We start from the raw sequence: 22,406 nt of genomic DNA, 5'->3' as shown, positions 1-22,406 counted from the left end.
CATCAGTGGGGGACAATCATTATTTTCCCCTACTGATGTTTTTTATGGTTAACTTTTCTTTTAACCATCTTTATCATCATACATTCTCCAATTAAACCACCTGCTAGAAAACAAATAAAAGTGGTAGAATAATCTTCTTTTCAAATAAAATCCCAAAAATTATTATACCAATAAAAATTCTTATTTTTCGATTATTGTCAGAATTCACCTCGGATTTTCACGTATTTTTTACTATCAAAACAATAATCTATTTCCATAACATTCCAAATAATATTTTTTGGGGAGTTTATATCATTGAGCATCAATCGATATATCTTCTTGCTCCGGCATATTCCTCTCCGTATCCCGATGTTTTTATTTCATCTATCCTTACATGTGTTGAGCTGTTAGGCGAATGGATCATTTTGCCGTCACCAATATACATACCGACATGATGGACCCTTCCTTTCCCTTTTTCATAGGCAAAAAATAGTAAGTCACCTGGTTGAAGATTTTCTTGTTCTACCTTTTTGCCATGTTGCGACTGAACGGAAGAGTCCCTTGGGATCGTTATTCCATTAGCATGGTACATTGTATAGGTAAATCCCGAACAGTCAAATCCAAAACCGGACATTCCAGCCCATAGGTAAGGAAGCCCTAAAAATCCTTTTCCTGATTCAACGATGTCATTTCCGGTTGGAGCAGCTATTTGTTTGTCATTTTGATAGACTGATACGTCCTGCTTTTCTATCCATTTTGCTCCATTACTCGGTGTCATCACCTTCACTTTATCTTTTTTCACCTGCAATAACGGGAGGCGGGTATCGAAGCTGACCTCCATGAATTTGGACCGAAGTTTCGAATCCGAATAAAGCCAAGTCTTTGGGGCATTTACAAGGGCATATCCTCGTTTAAATTGCTTCTCAAAAGAATTTCCGTCTTTTAATTGTGCCTTTGTCATCCATCCTGGATAACCAATATCATTGCGGGGCGTTGGTTGATTGGCAACGGCTACTTTCACCCATTCACCCCGTTCTTCTAAAATCGTCACTTTAGAACCGTATAATGCTTGTGTTTCCAGGTTACCAACAAGCCACAGCTTGTCTTCATATTTCATCGAGCCGATCCATGCATTCATATCAACGGGATTCGATGCAGAAGGAGCATCGATTTCCCTTAGTAATCCCGGCTCAGTCCAAAGAGTGGCCACGCTTACATCAACATAGGCAATTCTCTCCTTCTCTCTTGAACTAGCTTCATTAGGACTGAATACTAAAATACCAATAGCAAATAAAGACAGCACAAAAACGGTTAACCTTTTCAAAATAATCACCCTTTCGAATTTGTTTTTATTGAGAAAAAGAGGATTTCCTCTTGACTCCCAGTCCAGGTTTATCGGAAATTAGAAGTTGATCTTTCATAAATTGAATGCCTACATATGGCTCATTTTTAATCCATAATGGGGCATCTAAATCAATCTTCGTTATATTTGGGTGGGCGGTTGCCAGATGAGCCGCGGCCGCTACACTCACGGATGATTCCATCATACTCCCGATCATGCATTCCACCCCGGCTGCTTCTGCCATATCGGCAATTTGGAGTGCACGTCTAATTCCGCCTGTTTTCATTAATTTGATATTAAGGAGATCAACAGCATGTTCATTAAGGAGTTTCATGGCGTCACGAGGTGAAAACAAACTTTCATCGGCCATGATCGGCACTTGGACAGACCTCTTTATTTCTTTCAACCCTTCAATATCATGGGCTTTGACGGGTTGTTCCACTAAATCAACATTCAGCTTTCTTTCCTCGAGTTCATGAATAATGGAAATCGCTTGTTTTGTTGTCCACCCTTGATTTGCATCAATCCTGATCATAACCTGGTCGCCAACAGCAGCACGAATGCAGGCAACCCGCTCCACATCACTTTCCCAATCTTTCCCCAGTTTTATCTTCATCGTAGAAAACCCGCCATCAATGAGGGACAATGCCGCCTTTGCCATTTCTTCGGGTTCTCCAACGCTGATTGTCATATCATTTTTAAGGACGTTCGATTTACCGCCAAGATATTGATATAAAGGGAGTTGCCATCGTTTGCTGACTGCGTCGTACATAGCGATTTCAACAGCCGCTTTTGCACTTGTGTTACCTACACAGGATCGTTGGATAAGCTGAGACAATGCATTGATATTCTCGATGTCGTGCCCAATTAGATGTGGTGTGATCACTTCTTCAATGACCGTCATGATTCCTTTTGTAGAGTCACCTGTGATGGCAACCGTAGGGGCTGCAGCCCCCAAACCTTCCGTTCCATCCTCCAACTTTACGGAAACCATGATATTTTCAATTTCCATTGCTGTACGTAATGCAGTCTTGAATGGCTTGACAAGCGGCAAGGTTTCCACTGATACTTGTAATCTTTCAATCTTCATATTAACAACCCTTCCTTAAAAGCTTGAGAGTATATATGATGTAAGAATTCCAAAATAGGTGCCCAGAAGACTGCCCAATACAGCCATCAATATCCCGACCGGTATTAGCGCCCGGTTGAAAGAACCTGCCAATATAGGAGCTGATGCCACACCCCCTATATTGGCCAATGAGGCGACTCCCATTGTAAATAGATCCAATTTAAAGATCTTGGCCAAAATGACCATGATCAATCCATGAAAGAATAGAATCATAAATCCGGATAAAATATATACAGGTGCTTGAAACAGCTGTGAAAAATCGGCATGGGAAGCAATTAAACCAATGACTATATAAAGCATGACTTTGGAAATTTCCATAGAGCCGGCAATACGTCCAACCTTTGTGACAGCCAGAATTAAACCTACGGTAGAAGCGATGATGATCGTCCAAGTGGTTCCATTCACAGCGGCACCGAGTACCGGCAGTCTCTCCCCAATTTTTGTTGCCCCTGCTGAAACAATTAATGCCAGCGCCAAGAAACCGATCAATTCCACGAATCCAAATTCCGCCTTGGCGGTTTCACCGGCTTCAAGCTCGGAAGTCATTTGATCAATGAAAGATGTATCCGCTTTAGTCCAAATGTTGAATTTTCCAGCAAGAGGTACCAGCCAAAACAAGAACATGACCCAAATGGAATAATTGACTGTATCCATGATCAAAGCATAGCCAAAAATATTTTCAGGCACATCGAGTATGCCTTGCAAGATCACCATATTAGCAGATCCCCCTGTCCAGCTTGCGCTCAAAGCCGAGAATGCCTTCCAAGTTCCTTCCGCATAAAAGCCATTCATTAAAACGTAAGTAAGTGTGAACCCTCCAATAATGCTGAATGAAGCTGCAAAAAAAGTTAACAGCATCTTTGGGCCAAGTCTGATTATTTTCCGCATATCGCATTGCAAAAGCATCAGCATCAACATGGCAGGCAGCAGGAGTCCTCGTATGGTGCTATATGCACTTTCGACTGACTCACTATCTGAAAAGACCCCAAATGTTTTCATCAGAGCCGCTCCAATATAAATAAGGACAATCCCAGGAACATACTTGAAGAACTTTCCTCCAATCTTTTTTTCCGCTACGGCAATCACGGCAGTAAATGCCAATAAAAAACAGACAAACATCACACCATCTTGAATCATATTCCATACCTCCTTATATTTAGGGATTTAGGGGATTTCATGATAATAAAATCTATTCAAACCCGCCAATGAAGTCTTCATGGCCCTACATAAAAAAAATCCAGCTGCCAAAGAGCGCCTACACACTCTTTAACAGCTGGATTTCAATTGCGATTGACAAAAGAAGCAGCTATAACTTATAAAGTTGCTGATATTTAATGCTGGCATTTCTTAGGGCGACGGTCAGTGCTTTTTGAGATGAACCAAAGTACCGTTGCTCAATTTCTTTCTCCAATTCATCGGGCCTAAGAATGGATTTACCAACTAACATGGAATGAATGAAGCGTGATGTAATCGATATCGTGGTCGAGCATTCCGCATCCACTATTTCATGCGTTTCTCGATCAATGACTAACCCGATAAAAAAGCAGTTGAATTGCTGTGTAATTGGATTATTGGATGCCGCCTTCGATTCGCCGACTAGATATACTGTATTCTCCTGAAACATACTTATTGTGCCTCCTGCCATTACAGACATCATAACAGGTATAAATAGGGTGACTATCTATATTATTACAATATGAAATGGTTACATATATTCTAATATATATAGCCAGCATTTGACAATATATTTCGTATATTAAGTCAATTACCGATTCCTGCACAATAGGGTCATGATTCGACTTCCCCCGCACTTTATTCGGCCGTTCATGGATTAATTCGGCCTTCACAATCATTATTCGGGCTATGGTTCGGGATCCAACAGATCATTTCAGCCCTTCATACGGCTTATATTTCGCATACAACTCTTTTCGGCGATTACGATCCTCGAAAGTGGTTGCTGCACCACTTTTTCTATTCTCATAAAGCTCGTCCATATCGACTGTACCGGTTATGATCGTATGTTCATTCATTACCGCCTCGGCTACTATTCCATTTGCTGGCCAAGCGCTGTCACAGGGGCTAAGAATACTGGCCCTGCCATACCCGTTCGGCAGGGGTGCCCCTGGTTCACCAACAGTGGGGCAATGAACAAAATATACCTGATTCTCGATTGCACGCGCATGAGCGCAATGGCGAACTCGCCAAAAACCAGCCTCTGTAAATGTGTATGATGGGCAAAAAATGATGTCGGCCCCATTCACTGATAAAATCCTTGAAATTTCAGGTATCTCCGCTTCATAACATACCGCTATCCCTATCTTAACCGGACCCACGGAATAAACTTCCAAATCATCACCTTCAGAAGTATGCCAATTCGCTTCAGCGGGAAAGATATGAGTTTTTTTATGCTCAACGACTGATCCGTCTTTATCAAAAATGTATGCAATATTGAAATATTCATTTTCACGTCGTTCCAGATGCGTGCCGGCAATGATGACCTGTTTTCTTTTTCTTGAGAGTGACCTGAAAAGATCTTTATATTGATTGGTATATTCATCAATCCTGGTAAGGGACGAAGCATCCTGTTTTCCAAAGGCCGCTGATAACCCTATGGTTAACAGTTCAGGAAAAATGATATAATCCGAGTTTTCGGGAACTTGGGTAATCAACTCTTCTACTTGTTCCTGAAATTCATTGAAGGCTGACACCTTTTCTACACGAAATTGACAAGCCGTTATTTTAATTTTCACAAAAGCCCTCCCAAATCATGCTTTTATCCGTACTTCGATTAGTCTTGTTTAAAAGAAATCAGGATATCTTATCCAGATCATTCATTTCGGTCTGTTGCATAGAGATACGTTTAGTCAGTGCACTTACAATGAATGTTACTAGTATATTAATCAATAAAGCTATGACGCCTGTACTGATATCATTAATTACATGTGGGGTATCCGGCAGGAATGTAGCAACCTTCACATCTGCAATTGTCGCATATAAAACAATCAGGACGCCTGCCAGTATTCCTGCCATTGCACCATACTTATTGATAATATTTGTTTTTGGCAAGCTGCAAAACAAGGAAGGTGCCAGTTGGGTAATTAAACTGTATGACATGATATTCAAGATGGCCAAAGCCTCGCCGCCCGTTACCGTTACAATTAAAGCAATGATTGAGATACCAATAATAATGATTCTTGAGACAATCAATTGATGTGTTTCAGTTGCAGCGGGAACCAGAACTTTATAAAAGCTATTTGTCAGACCTACCGATGCAGCCATTAGCATGACTGAAGCCGGCACAAGCGCCGTCAATAAACCTGCAGCTCCGATAACCCCAATCACCCATGGATCGAATGTTTGGATCGCCAGCCTTAAAAGTGAGAGATCCCCATCAGCTCCTTGCAAACCCGGGATTTCCATGATGGCTGTAAACCCAATGAAAAAAACGAAAAGCAATAACAATGTGTATAACGGTAAAGCAATCGCATTTTTGCGAAGGGTCCTTTCCCCATTAGACGATAAAACGACCATGAATGTTTGTGGCAGCAAATAAAATCCTAGTGCATTTAGCAAAACGGTGGACACAAACCAGGACTGACTCAATCCCTGATCTGCCAAAACCAACATTTCCGGTTTAGCAGCCTGCACGGTCTCGAACATTGGCTGTATACCTCCGAAATAATGAAATGGAATGTAAATCCCTAAAAAGATAACGACCACCAAAATCATGAAATCTTTCAGTATGGCTGTCCATGCTGAACCATGAATGCCTGAGATCATCACATAGGTAGTTACAACTACAGCACCGATGACACTTGCAGCAACTGGTGAAATTGCTCCGTAAGACGCTTCGGAAACAATGATACCTAATCCTTTGAGCTGTATGACTATGTACGGCACAAGGGCTAAGCTTCCCAACACAGCAACGATCATTCCCATTGACCTGCTTTTATATTTAGCCGCAAAATACTCTGGCTGAGAGATAATGGAATGACGTTTTGAATATCTCCATATTTTAGGAACGAGCCAATATGATAGGACGTAGGCTAAGAATATATAGGCGGGAACATAATAAGCAGCGGCACCTTTCGAGTAAGCCCACCCACTTCCGCCCAGGAATGTAAAAGTTGTATAAATTTCACCTGCTATCAGCAGAAAAATGAAGAATGTACCGAAGCCCCTACCTCCTACGGCAAATTGCTCCATGTCCATATCCTTTCCTTTTCTTGCTTTTATCCCTAAATAAAGTGCTAGAACCAAGAAGATGGAAATGATGAGTAATGAGATATTCATTCAGAATCACTCCCTTTATTATCAGGATCGAACTTATAGACAATCATTAAGATAATCGATGCCATCACCATCCAAAATGCAACCCAAAATAACAAAAAAGGCATCCCCAATATGTACGGTTCTATTTTATTTGCGTAGGGCAATAAACCTAAAAACCCTATAAACGGAACAAAAAGCAATAGCTTAATAGCATCCAAATTATACCCTCCCCCATTTAGGTTCCTTACACGGATGCATCACCATCAGTCAAGCTGACTTTCATACTGAACTGATGGTTTGAAAGCACCCTTTGTTTACTTTCATTACCTGCTTACAACCGACCATATTTTCGTCTTAAGATGACTGGATGGCCAGGACCGTTTCCAGTATTACATTGACGCCTTTTTCACAATCTTCCCAACTAGTAAGTTCCTCTTCACAATGACTTTTACCGTTGATGCTTGGAACGAAAACCATGGCAGTAGGTATATAACTAGCTATAAACTGTGCATCATGTCCTGCACCGCTTACCATTCTTTTATAGGGGAGGTCTAGATAATTGGTCGATTGCTCAAGCAAATTGCAAATGGATTTGTCGAACCAAACGGTATCCCTGTCCCACAATTTTTTCGCTTGGATGTCGCAGCCGTCTTCTGAACCTGTAGTTATAAGGCTTTTAATGACTTCCTCCACCTTTTCGATGACTTTGGAATCCTTATGTCTTGCCTCTAGCGAAAAAACCACTTTATTAGGGATTACCGTATGGATATTGGGAAACACATTCACCCTGCCCATCGTGAAAACCAAATCGTCATCAAGCATGCCTAGCTTCTGACGAGCCTCCATAATCAAGCTATTCGCAGTGAAGAAAGCATCTTTTCTCATATTCATTGGGGTGGTTCCTGCATGATCGGATTCGCCTGTAACTTCTATCTCATAGCACACCATACCAAGGACACATTCAACGACACCGATCGTGAGAGATTCACGTTCAAGAATGGGCCCTTGTTCAATATGCAACTCTAGAAATGCAGTCGCTTCTTTTAAACGAGACTCTATTTCCCCTGCATATCCAATGGCATTCAAAGCACTCTTGAAAGTGGTTCCTTCACTATCCTTCTTTTGCAGCATGATGGATTTTTCGAATTTACCTGAAAGAACTCCCGACGACATCATGGAAGGCTCGAATCTGGCTCCCTCTTCGTTCGTAAAATTGACGATCATTACCGGAATTTTAGGTTGGATATTATTTTCGACCAGAGTCCGAACGACTTCCAAGCCAGCAGCTACACCCAAGATACCATCAAACCGACCGCCTTTTTTTACTGTATCCATATGTGATCCCATTACAATAGGAGGTTTATTTTCAAGTCCCGCCAAAGTAGCGTAAATATTCCCCATATCATCAACCTTAATTGTCATTCCCAATTCTTTACAGCAAGCGCAAAAGTAATCACGGACTAATCGATCTTCTTCGGAAAGGGATAGCCTTGTGACTCCGTTGTTTTCTGTTCGTCCAAAATCAGCAAATTTCTCTAGCGTTCGACTCAGTCTCTCACCATTAATTAATAATTTTTGCTTTTTCATAGTGTATATCCCCCTTTTTTAATAACTTGCTAAATCCCACTTACGTTCGCTTAAGCCAAAAAAATGAAAGTGAAGGTCTTGTTGTTTTAGAGTAGTTACGCTAGATTATATTTCTACCAATGTTTCCCTATGATAAAGAATCTCCCCATTCAGAATCGTTGATTCAACTTTCAAATCCTTGATATTTTGGGAATCCACTTTCAATATACTATCATTCAATACTACTAGATCGGCCAGCTTACCTGCCTCCAGGCTGCCTTTGACATCTTCATCGAAACTCGCAAACGCGCCATTCCAAGTGTATAGTTTAATGGCTTCCAATACGCTAATCGATTGAACCGTACCTATTTTCGTACCTGACCTGCTTGTTCTATTAACTGCAACGTGTATGCCTAATAAAGGGTCGTGATCAGTAACCGGAGCATCGGAACCGCCTGCGGCCAAGATTCCATTATCAATAAAATCACGGGCGGCGTACATGTGGTTGACCCTATTACCGTAATGTTCAATATATATATCACCGAATTCATAAGGAAATGGGGGGTTGGGGATTGGGATGATTTCAAGTTCTTTCATCCTCATTTGTAAATCTGGAGAAGATATTCCGGCATGCTCGATCCTATGTCTATGATCTTTTCTTGGCGATTCATTCAAAGCCTTTTCCACGCAATTTAAATACATCTCTATCGCTTTGTCCCCTTGGGCATGGACTGTGATCTGATAGCCTTTTTTATGTGCTTGACCTAATACTTGATAGATTTCCTCTTCTTTATAATAAAGAATTCCGGAATAACCTGGATCACTCGAATAGGGCTTACGGGTAGCAATTGTCGGACCGGTACTGCTGCCATCCGTAAACAATTTAGCTGGTCCGATTTTGAATCTTTCGTCCCCAGTTCCGGTTATGACTCCCGAATCCACCATTTTATTTACAAATTCATGGGAATTATTCAATGAACCGACCATCGCATAGATTCGGACACGAATATCCTTATTTTTTATGGCCTGCTGCATTAAACGGAAACTTTCAGGACCATGAGCACCTGCTTCATGAATGCTTGTTATGCCTGCTGCTATGAAATGCTCAGATGCTATTTTCACTGCTTTCAACAGTTCACTCTCAGAATAACTTGCTCTGTCGGCCATTATCATATTTGCTGTTTCAATGAGTTTGCCTGTAATTCTTCCCTTCCGATCCTTTTCAATGATCCCTCCAGTTGGATTCTCTGATTTCTCATCTATTCCGGCAATCTCTAACGCACTGCTATTCACCACACTAATATGGCTGCATGTACGGGTTACAATAATGGGATGGTCCGTTGAAATAGCATCCAATTCCGCTATTGTAGGATAACGTTTTTCTTTCACAGCAGTCTCATTGAAGCCCCAGGCACGAATCCATTCACCTTTAGGGATTGTCGAAGCTTGCTTCTTCAGATCGACTAACAAATCTTCTACCGATTTGATATGTTCAGCTTTACAACTTACTGCCAATTGATTGACACCGTACAATATAAGATGAATATGAGAATCTATAAATCCAGGTAGTAATGACTTTCCCTGCAAATCAATCACATTTGTTTCATCACCGATAAATACCTTGATTTCCTGATTCGTTCCGACTGCCAAGATACGATCACCTTTAATAGCAAGGGCTTCTGCTACTTCATTTTTTTGATTTACGGTTATGACCTCGCCATTTATGAACACAATATCTGCTTTCAAACAACACACCCCTTCCTTATTGGTCATATTCATTACCACTTCATCATCATTTACTGCGTTCCACTTTCACATATCGGAATATTCTGTTTTTAATAGATTCATTATATCCACACCAGTTAGTGAAATCATTAGACAAATAGTCAAAAATTCCATCGTTTTTTTATACCTTTTATATAATAATGTCTTATTTCCAATGGTTTGCTGGCCCAGTCGCCTAAAGGACAAAAAAAGGATAGATAGCTGCTGATATGCCTATCTATCCCTCCATTTTTCAATTTACAACCCATTCAATCTCCCGATAATGCCAATGGTCAAATACTGTTTGTTAGCATTAAAATCCCATGTCCAGTATCGAAGGCTTAATTCACTTTTTTCCACTTTTTCAATAAACATTTTTACCCCTATCAATGCTGCCCCGTATCCTACGTTCGAGGCCAATGCAAAGATGGCATTCAGCCCTTCATTAATGGTATCCATATACTCAGGTTCGATTTTTAAGATATCGGACCATGTAATACAGAATCCTTTTTGCTTGCCAATTTTAGATATAGAGTGATTCATTGTACGAATGATTTCATCCCTTAAATCTAAAATTCCATTTTTCAGCTCTTCTGCGTCTTTATTCTGATAGTGGTTTGCATGATCAGAAAGCAGTTCCTTGGCCCAATTATAAAATAGTTGGGTATAAATGGCGGAAGTTGCCACGATATCAAAATCATTATAATAATTAGCAAAAACCCTTTCAGAAAGCTGACCTAACCGATTCTCGGTATCCCTTAAATATTGAATAATTCCCTTTGCTGTTTCACCACGATTTAGCATGGAAGATAGGTGGCGATCAAAATCCACTTTATCGAGGCCTGTTACATCGATTGCAACAAGTTGAATTTTCTCCCGGGTACGTTCAGGCAAATTCGCCGTAGCCTTTTCCATACTTTCCATATCAATATCAAATAGATATATGGAGTTGCACTTAGTTGCCAGATATTCTAAATCCAAATCATCGCAATTGCCTGCACCAACGATAGCCACTTTATCAACGAACGCTTTTTTCGAAAATACGGCATCGAATAAACCTGTAACTTGTAGACGATGCTGTTTCCAACGCAACTTTCTGTATTCATCCCGATTATGATTCATTTTTCTTTGATAGGTTTCCAAGTTGATCTCCCCCTTTGGGTACTAACCATTTAAATATTGTAACAAAGTATCCCGATATTTTGGAGGTAAGGTAATTTAGATTTCGAATAGTAAAATAAGCGGTAAAAATGTTAGAATAATATGGGAATTATTGAGAAATAGCAAAGATAACAGGAGGGTGTTCCTTGAGCAAAACAAAAAAGATTTTACTGGCTTTACTAGGTGTTTTTTTAATCATCTTGTCCGGTGTGATGATTCTTATGTTTTCATTCACACAAAGTATGAAAGCAGATCCTGATGAAGAAAAGAAAGTCCGGGATCAAGCTGAACGATATTTAGAGAAAACTTTTGATGAAGGAACCGAAATATATGATGTCTTATACGATAATATGGGAAACTGGGGCCATTTTGAATACGCAGCTAAAGTGAAACATGAAAAATATGGGACTCAATTTCTAGTTTTCTTCAATGATGAAACAGGGGAAATGGAGGATACATTCCTATCTGAAAAATGGCAAGATGATGCAGAAAAAGAAATCCGGACTTATGTTGAAAAAGAACTGGGTGACGTGTTGATATCCAAGGAACTGGGAGATATTACAGAGAATGAAGATTGGGAGGAGATTCAAGAAGAAATAAGCGATTATAATCAATTACTCTTGGTGTTTGATGAGGGTGTCGGGAAAGAATTGAAGATTGATCCCAATATACCGGCCAGCTATAAAGATTATGATGTTTCCCCAACCATACGGATTACCCTTTCACGTAAGAAACAGGACGCAGATGAAGACCATTTTACCGCAGTCATCAATGCCTTAAAAAAAGATAGAGTCCTTAAACATGGAAACATGATTGTAGAATATATCAGTACTAATGGTGTGCCACTTGAAGATGAGGAATGGAGTGAAAAATTTTAAAACAATCATATAGTTTAACAGGAAGGTAAAGAGCAGCAATCCAGCCTGCCGCTCTTTATCCTGTTTTGTTTATGGAAAACAAACCCTTCCATATGACTTTTAGCCCTGTCAAACTATCCAATTTTTTGGTCGGAAATATTTTTGATTTTTCTGATCGTCTTTTTTTTCATGCTATTTGCCGCTAGTACACAAACCATACTGAAGATGAATAAACAAAGAAAGAAGATCCATGCTGCACGGTAGCTTTCTGTCAAATCATAGATTACACCCGAAACGATCACACCCAATGAGCCTGCCGCCACAAAAAAAACTTGCACTATGCCAAAGATGGAGCCGAAGTCCTTCTTTCCAAAGATATCATTTGTCATGAAGGGAGGCCCAAGAGTGGATATCACAATGCTAAAGCCAAAGGCGATGGCGAATAAGAATGCGAATGCCTGTGTCTTCGCTAACAATAGCGCTGCCATAGCAATCGTCATGCAGGCGCCTACATAAATGGCGCCGCCTGCCGTACCGTACTTATCCAAAACAGCTCCTAAAATCAATTTTCCAACCGTATTTGCCAAAGATAGTATTCCAAAAATGGTGCCAGCAAATATGGCTGGATGCCCTATATCGATCAAGTATGCCGGGATATGCATTTGCACCCCGCCAGCGACTAATGCAAAACAAACGATTCCAAGTACGAAAATCCAAAACATTGCTGTCTTCTTTGCTTCCCCCATCGTTAAGCCATTCTGTTCAGATTCCACATTAGTTTCGGCCTTTTCCATTTTGTCAGAGCCCAATGGAACAAGGCCCTTTTCCGCGGGACTTTTCTTTGCAAATAGAAGAACCAAGGGTAATGTTAAGACAATTATCAGTATCCCTGCTATTACGTAGGCCGTTCTCCAACCATAATTTGAGATTAATTTTGTAATGATCGGACTGAGTACCGCTGCCCCAATTCCCGATCCCGCAAATGCCAAACCCATGGCCTTCCCTTTTTTCTCATAAAACCAATTGGTTAACATGATTGATATGGGAATATTGGAAAAGCCTGCAACACAGATGCCAATTACAAAGCCAATGATACTAAAATATACAGCTGAGTTTGCAAGCGAGTATGACATGAATCCTGCTCCGGCCATTACTACGCAAATTGACATGATCAATTTCATATTCCCTTTAGTGAGTAATTTACCCATGATCGGAGAAGCAACGGCCACTCCAAGGCCAGCAATGGAAAGTGCAATGGAAAAAGTGGTTCTGCTTATTCCTAGATCCTCTGTAACCGGGACCATGAACAAACTGTGCAGGGAATTTATTATCGAGAAACCGGCGAACATGATGAAAAAGCCACACAACACTACATACCATCCATAAAAAATGCCTTTAGAATCTTGTGACATTTACAGTACCCCCAGTCCACTATTTACAGCAAATTCCGTGCTAATCTCATAAGAACTCATCCTATTTCCATATAAACGGTCTTTTCACGGGTATATTCAAGAATGGTATCCGTTCCAAATCCACTGCTTTTTTGGCCTCCGAATGGGAGTTCAGGCCCCACCCTGCGAAACAAGTTCACCCACACATTACCCGATTCCAGTTTGCGGACCATACGGTGTGCCCGATCTAAATTCGAGGTCCATACTCCAGCTCCTAAACCAAAATCACTGTCATTAGCTATGGTGATGGCTTCCTCTTCCGTATCAAAGGGGATAACGGTCGCTACCGGACCGAAGATTTCTTCTTGACAGATACGGAGAGAATTACTATTGACCTTGATCAATGTTGGCTCAACCCAATAGCCGTCTGCTAATTTGGGTTCATCAGGTAATAGGCTTACACCTCCATGACGGCCACCGATGATGATTTCCCCTCCTTCCTTTTGGCCTAATTCTATATATGAAAGGACTTTTTCATATTGAGCAGCGTTAGCGATTGGTCCCATTGAAATGGCTGGATTCATTGGATCACCCAGTTGAATTTGCTGTTCCATCACTTCTTTCATCCTAATGATCATTTCATCGAATATGGACCTTTGAATTAGAATCCTCGATCCGCCTACACATAGTTGGCCTGCGTTGCCGCTAAATATCCCAAAGTTTGTCACCCCTTGTGCTGCTTTTTCAAGGTTTGCATCCGCAAAGACTATGTTTGGCGATTTCCCGCCAAGTTCCAAAATCATGGGCTTAGGATTTCGTGCGGTCGATTGTGCTATCGCCCTTGCCGTTCCTCCAGAACCGGTCAGACTGATTTTGTTCACATCTGGATGGCTTACTAGAGTATCTCCCACTTCCGCTCCAGTTCCTGATACGACATTGAGGATTCCTGGCGGGAGGATTTCATTAATCAGGTCTCCGTATCGTAATGAAGCGACAGAAGCCAATTCAGATGGTTTGATAATGACAGCATTTCCTGCCGCAATCGCATAAGCGGCTTTAATGGTAAAAGTGAAAAGCGGTGAGTTCCATGGAAGGATTCCTACTACTACCCCTAGAGGTTCCCTCAATGAATAACCTACACTTGAAGGTCCCAATTGGACGGTATCTCCCTTACTTCCAATAGCTGTAGCACCTGCTGCATCATACCAAAGGCTTGCTAAACTGGGAATTAGGCCGTGGTTCGTTTCCCTGATCACCCAACCATTGTCTCTCGATTCCAACTCAGCTAGCTCTTCACCATGCTTTACAACCATGTCACCTATTTTCCTCAGGTAAGCAGCCCGGTCCATAGCTGGTCTCGAAGACCAATCGGCAAAAGCGCTCCGGGCTGCTTCTACCGCCGCTTCAGCATCTTGGGCCATACTGCAAGGAATGGTTGCCCAAACCCTGCCTGTTGACGGATCGTAGCTCTCAATCCGCTTCCCGGAAGAAGCGGGAACCAGATCGCCATTAATCATATTCTTGTACTCTTTCACTTTATATGAAATTTCCAACCTTCATCTCCACCCTTCGGCTTAGTAAGACATGAATGTAACCCCTTCTGCTTTTCTACCAACCTAATGCCGTAGCGGCCTGTTTGTAATATTGTTCAGTGCTTCCTAAATAATTCTCATAGAACCTTGCACGCTTAACAAAAAGGTGACAATCAATTTCCTCTGTAAACCCGATTCCACCATGAATTTGAATATTGTCTGACGAAATACGTATGAATGCTTTCGTGGCAAATATTCGTGCACAGGATATGGCTTGAACTCGATCTTCTGCACCGCTTTCCAATGCCCAGTTAGCATAATAAGCTAAAGATCTGGCTGTTTCGAGATCCATTTTCATATCGACGATCCTATGTTTAATCGCTTGGAATCTCCCTATCGGCTGACCAAACTGTTCACGAATCTTCGCATACTCTGCTGCCATTTCCACCACTTTCTCCATACACCCGACTATTACTGCCGAGAGAGCCGCATTGAATGAGAGTAATCCTTCTTGGATGGCATCCCACCCTTGATGCATCGATCCAAGTACCTGATCCATTGGAATTTCAACATCATTGAAAGCCAATGCTGCCAATTGTCGGGTTTCGTCAATGTTTTTCTGGCTTTCAAGCGTCAAATTCGTTTCATTTCGATCGACGATAAGTAATGTAATCCCTTCATTTCGGTTACCTTTGCCTGTGCGGACTAACACTATATAATGATCAGCCAACTCAGCATCGGGAACCATTGTTTTCACTCCGCTTAATATCAACTGACCGTTTAGGGATTTTGCCTCCAGGTTGATACCAGAAGGACCGTAACTCCCACCTGGTTCTAACCAAGCTAGCGAGAATGTTTTTGTACCAGCCGAAATTTCTGCTAAATACCTACCTTTTTGTTCTTCAGTACCGAATTTCTCTAATAATGGCACAGCTAGTGCATTGGTTTCTAAGTATAAACCCGGGAATAAAGAACGGCCGGTTTCTTCAAGTACAGGTATTAAATCAAGGTGACCTAAGCCCATTCCCCCGTAATCTTCCGATATATTAATGCTTGTACATCCTAATTCGGCAAGCCCCGAAAATAAGGCCATTAGAGATCCAGTTTCACCCTCTATGTATGCACGGGCCGTTTTTGTTTGCCCGGCACCATCTAAATATTTCCGGACATATCCGCGGAACATTTCTTGTTCTTGATTTAAAGAAAAATCCACCTTCATTCCCCCTTTTCAACTTAACGTCCCATATCTTTTGGTAGACCTAGAATTCTTTCCCCAATAGTGTTCTTTTGAATTTCGCTCGTTCCACCTCCAATTGTTTGTCCAAAAGAATAAAGATAATTATCCTGCCAATATGAGTTGGAGGTGATTGCATCGTCTTTCCACAGAATACCCTTATGTCCTTGTAATGAAATGGATTGGGACAACAGCTCTTTAGTAAGTTCACTTACCATCAATTTATCCATCGAACCTTCTGCACCAGGATGACCATTTTTTAATGTCTTAGTTAAATTACGATAATAGTTCAAAAGTGAACCGCGTGAGCGAGTATATAAATCTACCATTGTATGACGAACAAGCGGATTGTCCATCAATGGCTCTTCATCTTCCTTCAATTCTTTAGCTAACCCTACAAGTTCATTAAATTGTTGTTCCAATGTAAAAACTTGTGCTCCGATTCCCGTTCTTTCATGCATAAGCAATGCAATCGTAACTTTCCAGCCTTCATCTACCTCCCCAACTATTTCAGCATCGTATGCAATCGCATCATTCAGATAGACTTCATTAAAATCATGCTGACCATCCATTTGAATGATGGGCCTTGTTTCCACCCCCGGCTGATTCATATCCAATAGGAAAACCGTTATCCCTTTATGCTTTTTATCAAAACGATTCGTCCGAGCCAGTAAAAAGCATCGATCAGCTAAGTGGCCAAAGCTTGTCCAAACCTTCTGACCATTAATGATCCACCGATCTCCGTCCTTTACGGCGCTTGTTTGAATGGCGGATAAATCGGATCCAGCATTCGGTTCGGAATATCCTTGACACCATACTTCCTCCCCTGTGAGAATTTTTTGGATATATTTTGCTTTTTGTTCGTCCGTTCCAATCTGCATTAGAGTGGGTCCCACCATATGGATGCCTACATAATTCACAAGCGCCGGAGCCTTTACTCTAACCATTTCCTGTTGATAAACTATTTCCTCCATCAACGTCGCTTCTCGTCCGCCGTATTTTTTTGGCCAGGCAATCGCTGCCCAGCCACCTTCATATAATTTCCTTTGCCAATTCCTGAGGAAAACGGCATACTCTCTTTCATCTTTTGAAACATTACTGGTTCCTTCAAGCCAACCTTCAGGTAAATTTCTTTCAAGCCACGCTCTCAATTCAAGACGGAATTCTTCTTCCTTGGTTGTAAACGAAAAATCCATAGATATCTTCCTCCTTTAATGCTTGCAAATTACACTTCTATGACTGAATCCATTGCGGCAGTGACCGTTCATCCGTAATTTCCTTCCAAACCATCTTAACTGGCATACCCATTTCAATATCTTCTGGTGAACAATGCAGAATATTTCCGATTAACTTGACCTGGGGCAGAGTATCTAATTCGACTATGGCAATTACAAGCGGTAAATCATCCTGGAATCCAGGTAAGAAGGGCCGATAGGAAACGATATATGAATAGACTTTACCGTTAATATCGCTGCCTTGGCTTTCCCAGCTAAGTTCCGAACTGCCACATTTTGCACAGCTCGGACCGGGAGGATGGGAATATTGATGACAGCAATTGCATTTTTGAAGAATCAGTTCATGTCGATCTGCGCCATCCCAATATGGACTATTATCCTGTGTTTTTAGCGGAATAGGTTTTTGGTATTCCATTTTGTTCCCTCCTAATTTCTTAAAATCATGGCACCGGCCATATCCGGTCCAGCCCAGCCAGTACAGATTCCGATTTCACAATTTTCCACTTGCCGATCGGTTCCTTTGTATTCGTGACGAACTTGACGTACGATTTCCAATACGTTATTCATTCCATGTGTATATCCTTCCGATAGCATTCCTCCTGCTGTATTCGAAGGTAATTTCCCGCCGATCCGCAAGTTTCCTTCGGCTACAAAGTCACCGACCTCTCCGCGCGGTGCAAATCCATAAGCCTCCAACTGCCGAAGTACAACCCAGCTATAACAGTCATATATGGATGCAACGTCAATATCTTCAGGTTTTACTCCAGCCATTTTATATACTTCAGGCGCGACATAGTCAGCAGCCACTTCGGTTAAATCATTCCAATAATGTGCATGGGACACACACTGCCTAGCAGATAAACCCATGATGTATACCGGTCTGGACTTGCATCCTTCAGCACGTTCTGCTGAAGTGACAATGATTGCATTTGCTTCATCGGATTCCATGCAGAAATCATGTTTTTTAAATGGATAGCTTAAATAGGGCGTTTTAAGATATTCCTTCATCGTTAATGGTTTACCATAAAAGTATGCTTTAGGATTCCTTTGAGCATGTTCGTAAAAAGCTAAACAGACATGCCCAAGATGTTCCTCTGTCAGCCCGGTTTCATGCATATGTCGCGTCGCAAAAAGTCCGAACCACTGAGCCGGACTGCCAGCACCGTAAGGAATGATGAAGCTTCCGCCTTCTATGGCTGTTTGAAGCATATTTACATCCCATCCGCCTCCGCCCATCCTCACGCCTGAGCGTCCATTCATGGAACGATAAATCAACACCGTATTCAATTGACCTGATTCGATTAATCCAACAGCGTCAGCTATCAGCATTTCGGTACTGCTTCCCCCGCCCAAAATATCCTTAACATATTTGGGCCGGACCCCTAAATATGTTGCTAATTGATGAGATGTACAAGAATCGTTTTCCGAATAGCTCATGAACCCATCAATATCTTTCGCTTGAAGCCCAGCATCATTCAATGCAGCTCGAGCAGCGTCCAACGCCAAATGTAACGGGGTTGTACCGGAATTCTTAGAACGCTCACTTTCCCCTACACCGACAATGGCATAGCGATTTTTAATGCTTTCCATAATAAACCCTCCTACTATTTGATAACTTGTAACCTTTATTTAATCCGTAAAACCACTTCACCTGAACCGACAACTTGTTCTGGTTCCTTTTCTGCAATAATGTCCAGCCTTACAAAGCGTTGACCTCTTTCTTCATACAAATTTTTAACGAAAGCAGAACACGTGATCCGATCTCCTGGTACGGTTACAGCACCAAATCTCATTTTAAAATTTGCCGGTACAGCTTGATCACCAGCCAGTTTCATTACATATTCACCGAGAAAGCCCATTACAAGCATTCCATGAGCAATCACACCCTGCATGCCAATCTCTTGTGCGAATGCATCATCGGTATGTAATGGATTAAAATCCCCTGAAGCTCCGGCATATTTAACAAGTTGTACCTTGGTTACAGGTGGCTTGAAGAGAGATTCAAGTCTTTGACCTTCATGTAAACTTTCATAGTTCAACATCCCTGATTCCTCCTGTTTTCAGTTTGCTGGAATTTGATATTGATACTTTAATGCCATTAAATATCATCATGTTTTTTCAGACAGGAGCGTGATCACTAATAATGGGCCGATAGATGATATTTGTTCGGCTTATGACCACCATTTCACCTGACTCATCTTTCATTTCTGTATCAAGTACCAAGAACTGCATCTTTCCTTTTCTTCCTTCCCGTTCGTATACATTTGATACTTTCATCTGACAATGCAATCTATCACCTGGCCTAATGGGGCGGGAATAAATAAACTCCTGTTCACCATGCAGCATTCTCTTTTGTTCGAGGCCCAAATCAAGGCTTTCGCCGCTATCCTGACCAATGGCAATCGGGAAGGTTGGCGGTGCTATAATGCCACCATATGAAGTTTTCGCAGCATATTCTTCATCCACATATAAGGGATTAAAATCACCAATTGCCTCAGCAAATTGGCGGATATGCCTCTTTTCGACTTCAAATATAAATTCAGCTCCTGTTAATCCGGTCAAATGATCAAGTTCCATTTGCTCTCTACCCCCTAATAACGGTATTATCATCCACATTATTTTTTACAACAATCATGGCATCAGCGGCCTTGATTCCATTTTCATAGACCAGCAATGGATTAATATCCAATTCGTCAATGGAATGTTTATAATCTGTAACTATAGAGGAAACCTTTAATAACACATCAATGATGGCTTCAATATCAACCGGTGCTTTCCCGCGTGCTCCCATTAAAATGTCCTTGCCCTTGATTTCTTCAATCATTTCAAGTGCATCTTGCCTTGACAGTGGAGCAATTCTAAACGAAATATCTTTGTAGATCTCAACGAATATTCCCCCTAGACCAAACATGATAACCGGTCCAAATACAGGATCATCACTTGCACCAACAATGATTTCCACTCCATCAGGTAACATTTCCTGAACGGAAATGCCGTTTATTGTAGCCTCAGGTTTATAATTTAGTGCATTCCGCTTAATATCTGTGAAAGCTTTTCTGACCTCAAGATCGGTCTTTACATTCAATCGAATGGCATCAGCTTCCGTCTTATGTGGTATATCCGGTGAATCGACCTTTAACACAACCGGATAACCGATACTGTTAGCGATTTGTACTGCATCGTTTTCATTTGCAGCTATAACACGCTTCGTGGTAGCAATCCTGTATCTTTCCAAAACCATACTAGCTTCGAATTCACTTAATGCAGTACCGGGCTTCAGCATATCCTGTAAGTTTTGTTTCTCTATTTTCTTTGTACTATTGGAAACTTGATTTTCAAGATTTTTTCGATAAAATTCACTGTATTCAACTAGTTTCGCCAGCCCTCTTATCGGATTAAGGTTCCCAGGGATCACCGGTATGCCATTTTTCACGAGCTCATCGGTACCAAGGGGAAGGGTCATGCCGTCTAATGGAAAAGAGGTAATGAAAACAAATTTATCTGAGCTTGTACAAATTTCAATAAACTCTTGAAGCAAAGGGTGCTCGGCAGTCCAATTAAAGGGAAACTCAGTAAAAATGATGTTATCGACATCCGGATCTTCTACAAGTGCCCTCAATGGTGCAAGAAATAACTCAGGATTGGAAACAGATGCGGCCGCTGTTAAATCCACAGGGTTGGAAGCGCTTGCATATTCGGGTATATTACGTTTGATTTCTGTTATTGTCTTTGAGCTCAGTGGGTTGATGGTAAGTCCGTATGATTCACAGCGATCCGCTTCATTTATTCCCCTCCCGCCTGAACTGGTGATAATAACCGTATTGCGTCCATTTGGAAGCTTCTTTGATAGGAATAGCTTTGAAAAAGATATGATATCTTCATAATCATCGGCCCTTACGATGCCAGCTTGCTTAAAAAAGGCATCATATACTTGATCCGATCCCGCAAGTGAACCTGTATGTGAAGCAGCAGCTCTGCTTCCAGCCTTGCTCCTTCCGGTTTTCATGACAATTATGGGTTTATTTCTATCCAATGCCTCTTTTGCCAGGCTTCGTAATTTTTCCGGGTTTTTTGCACCTTCCAAGTAGCCGCTTATCACACTTGTTTTTGAATCATGGATCATATATTCAATGATATCCGAGAATTCAGTTTCCATTTCATTTCCTACACTCACGAAATAATTGAAACTCAATCCATTCTGAGCTGCTGCCATATAAGTCAAAACACCAAACGCACCGCTTTGGGAGACATATCCTACCCCTCTTTGGTCATTTATTGGCACTGATTGAATGGCAGGGGAAAAAGTGCCAATCAAGCCATTCGACAAATTCACTAATCCAACACAGTTGGGACCCACTATCCGTATTCCATTCTTTCTTGCAATATCTGTTAACAATTCCTGTTGCTTGATGCCTTCTTTTCCCGTTTCAGAAAAACCAGCAGCAAAAATGATGGCTGCTTTCACTTTCTTTCGTGCACATTCCTCTAATCCTTGCTGCACCTGATTCGCCCCAAGGCAAAAAATGGCTAAATCAATTTCATTCGGAACATCGGACAAAGATTCATAGCACTTAATCCCTTCAATCTCTTTTGCTTTACGGTTGATTGGGTAAATCTCCCCATTAAATTGACCATCCAAAAGGGCTTTGACCTGTAAATTCCCGATTTTGTATTCACTCTTGGAGGCACCTAGGATTGCGATGGATCTTGGATTGAATAACGGCTCAAGCGTTTCATGAGAATTGTCTGAATGTTTATTTTCTATCATGAATCTTCCCCCCTACTTAAAAAAGATATCTTTGAACTAATCTTACATGGAAGGGTTAATATTCTAGAAATTCATAGTTTGTTAAATTCATTTAAAACATTAGGAAGTTAATTATTTTTAAAAGACGAAATTTCTCATATACAGCAGGGTTAAAAGAATAGAATGAAAAATATGTG

General features: G+C 41.2%; 20 protein-coding genes. 1 reads left to right on the top strand and 19 read right to left on the bottom strand.

Annotated elements, in window-relative coordinates; all coding sequences use genetic code 11:
* Positions 1-301: 301 nt before the first annotated feature.
* From ACWF5P_RS22910 to ACWF5P_RS22865, 10 genes are all read right to left on the bottom strand, one after another.
* Positions 302-1,303, bottom strand: coding sequence for a C40 family peptidase (locus ACWF5P_RS22910; protein ID WP_452445336.1), 1,002 nt, complete (start codon positions 1,301-1,303; stop codon positions 302-304).
* A gap of 25 nt (positions 1,304-1,328) precedes the next feature.
* Complete coding sequence (locus ACWF5P_RS22905; RefSeq protein WP_101222097.1) at positions 1,329-2,411, bottom strand: dipeptide epimerase; 1,083 nt, start codon at positions 2,409-2,411, stop codon at positions 1,329-1,331.
* A gap of 15 nt (positions 2,412-2,426) precedes the next feature.
* The gene (locus ACWF5P_RS22900) at positions 2,427-3,587 is read right to left on the bottom strand and encodes a DUF819 family protein (protein ID WP_452445335.1); all 1,161 of its coding nucleotides are present in this window, start codon (positions 3,585-3,587) and stop codon (positions 2,427-2,429) included.
* 169 nt (positions 3,588-3,756) lie between these two features.
* Positions 3,757-4,074, bottom strand: a complete 318-nt coding sequence (locus tag ACWF5P_RS22895) for a DUF3870 domain-containing protein (RefSeq protein ID WP_452445334.1) — start codon at positions 4,072-4,074, stop codon at positions 3,757-3,759.
* 259 nt (positions 4,075-4,333) lie between these two features.
* Positions 4,334-5,200 carry a nitrilase-related carbon-nitrogen hydrolase gene (locus ACWF5P_RS22890; RefSeq protein WP_452445333.1) on the bottom strand — a complete coding sequence of 289 codons (867 nt, stop codon included), beginning with the start codon at positions 5,198-5,200 and terminating at the stop codon, positions 4,334-4,336.
* 58 nt (positions 5,201-5,258) lie between these two features.
* Positions 5,259-6,743 carry a sodium:solute symporter family protein gene (locus tag ACWF5P_RS22885; RefSeq protein WP_452445332.1) on the bottom strand — a complete coding sequence of 495 codons (1,485 nt, stop codon included), beginning with the start codon at positions 6,741-6,743 and terminating at the stop codon, positions 5,259-5,261.
* On the bottom strand, positions 6,740-6,940 hold the full coding sequence (locus tag ACWF5P_RS22880) for a DUF3311 domain-containing protein (protein ID WP_095393819.1): 201 nt from the start codon (positions 6,938-6,940) through the stop codon (positions 6,740-6,742). Before ACWF5P_RS22880 ends, ACWF5P_RS22885 begins: the two co-directional genes overlap by 4 nt.
* Before the next feature lie 136 nt (positions 6,941-7,076).
* Entirely contained in the window at positions 7,077-8,309 is a 1,233-nt protein-coding gene (locus ACWF5P_RS22875; protein WP_434169545.1) for a Zn-dependent hydrolase, read from the bottom strand.
* A 105-nt stretch (positions 8,310-8,414) separates the two neighbouring features.
* Complete coding sequence (locus ACWF5P_RS22870) at positions 8,415-10,034, bottom strand: amidohydrolase family protein (protein WP_434169544.1); 1,620 nt, start codon at positions 10,032-10,034, stop codon at positions 8,415-8,417.
* Positions 10,035-10,310: 276 nt separating this feature from the next.
* Positions 10,311-11,195, bottom strand: a complete 885-nt coding sequence (locus ACWF5P_RS22865) for a hypothetical protein (RefSeq protein ID WP_452445331.1) — start codon at positions 11,193-11,195, stop codon at positions 10,311-10,313.
* Between the two features lie 164 nt (positions 11,196-11,359).
* Between ACWF5P_RS22865 and ACWF5P_RS22860 the strand changes: the two genes are divergently transcribed.
* Positions 11,360-12,091: a hypothetical protein gene (locus ACWF5P_RS22860; RefSeq protein ID WP_434169542.1), complete on the top strand. Its 732-nt coding sequence runs from the start codon at positions 11,360-11,362 to the stop codon at positions 12,089-12,091.
* Between the two features lie 113 nt (positions 12,092-12,204).
* Here the strand turns inward: ACWF5P_RS22860 and ACWF5P_RS22855 are convergent, their stop codons facing one another.
* The 9 genes from ACWF5P_RS22855 to ACWF5P_RS22815 all read right to left on the bottom strand — a co-directional run bounded on the left by ACWF5P_RS22855 (position 12,205) and on the right by ACWF5P_RS22815 (position 22,230).
* Positions 12,205-13,482 (bottom strand): MFS transporter, encoded by a 1,278-nt coding sequence (locus tag ACWF5P_RS22855; protein ID WP_452445330.1) that lies wholly within the window; start codon positions 13,480-13,482, stop codon positions 12,205-12,207.
* 56 nt (positions 13,483-13,538) lie between these two features.
* Entirely contained in the window at positions 13,539-15,014 is a 1,476-nt protein-coding gene (locus ACWF5P_RS22850) for an aldehyde dehydrogenase family protein (RefSeq protein ID WP_452445329.1), read from the bottom strand.
* Positions 15,015-15,069: 55 nt separating this feature from the next.
* Positions 15,070-16,212 carry an acyl-CoA dehydrogenase family protein gene (locus ACWF5P_RS22845; protein WP_434169539.1) on the bottom strand — a complete coding sequence of 381 codons (1,143 nt, stop codon included), beginning with the start codon at positions 16,210-16,212 and terminating at the stop codon, positions 15,070-15,072.
* Positions 16,213-16,226: 14 nt separating this feature from the next.
* Positions 16,227-17,423, bottom strand: a complete 1,197-nt coding sequence (locus ACWF5P_RS22840; RefSeq protein WP_434169538.1) for an acyl-CoA dehydrogenase family protein — start codon at positions 17,421-17,423, stop codon at positions 16,227-16,229.
* 37 nt (positions 17,424-17,460) lie between these two features.
* Complete coding sequence (locus ACWF5P_RS22835; RefSeq protein WP_063593503.1) at positions 17,461-17,877, bottom strand: Zn-ribbon domain-containing OB-fold protein; 417 nt, start codon at positions 17,875-17,877, stop codon at positions 17,461-17,463.
* A gap of 11 nt (positions 17,878-17,888) precedes the next feature.
* Positions 17,889-19,052, bottom strand: a complete 1,164-nt coding sequence (locus ACWF5P_RS22830) for a thiolase C-terminal domain-containing protein (RefSeq protein WP_434169537.1) — start codon at positions 19,050-19,052, stop codon at positions 17,889-17,891.
* 35 nt (positions 19,053-19,087) lie between these two features.
* Entirely contained in the window at positions 19,088-19,504 is a 417-nt protein-coding gene (locus ACWF5P_RS22825) for a MaoC/PaaZ C-terminal domain-containing protein (protein ID WP_101222084.1), read from the bottom strand.
* 76 nt (positions 19,505-19,580) lie between these two features.
* Positions 19,581-20,039: a MaoC family dehydratase N-terminal domain-containing protein gene (locus ACWF5P_RS22820; RefSeq protein WP_452445328.1), complete on the bottom strand. Its 459-nt coding sequence runs from the start codon at positions 20,037-20,039 to the stop codon at positions 19,581-19,583.
* Between the two features lie 7 nt (positions 20,040-20,046).
* Positions 20,047-22,230: an acetate--CoA ligase family protein gene (locus tag ACWF5P_RS22815; protein WP_434169535.1), complete on the bottom strand. Its 2,184-nt coding sequence runs from the start codon at positions 22,228-22,230 to the stop codon at positions 20,047-20,049.
* Positions 22,231-22,406: the final 176 nt, after the last annotated feature.

This window comes from Peribacillus sp. NPDC055009, from assembly GCF_053608705.1.
This window is presented reverse-complemented; position numbering and strand designations above follow the sequence as displayed.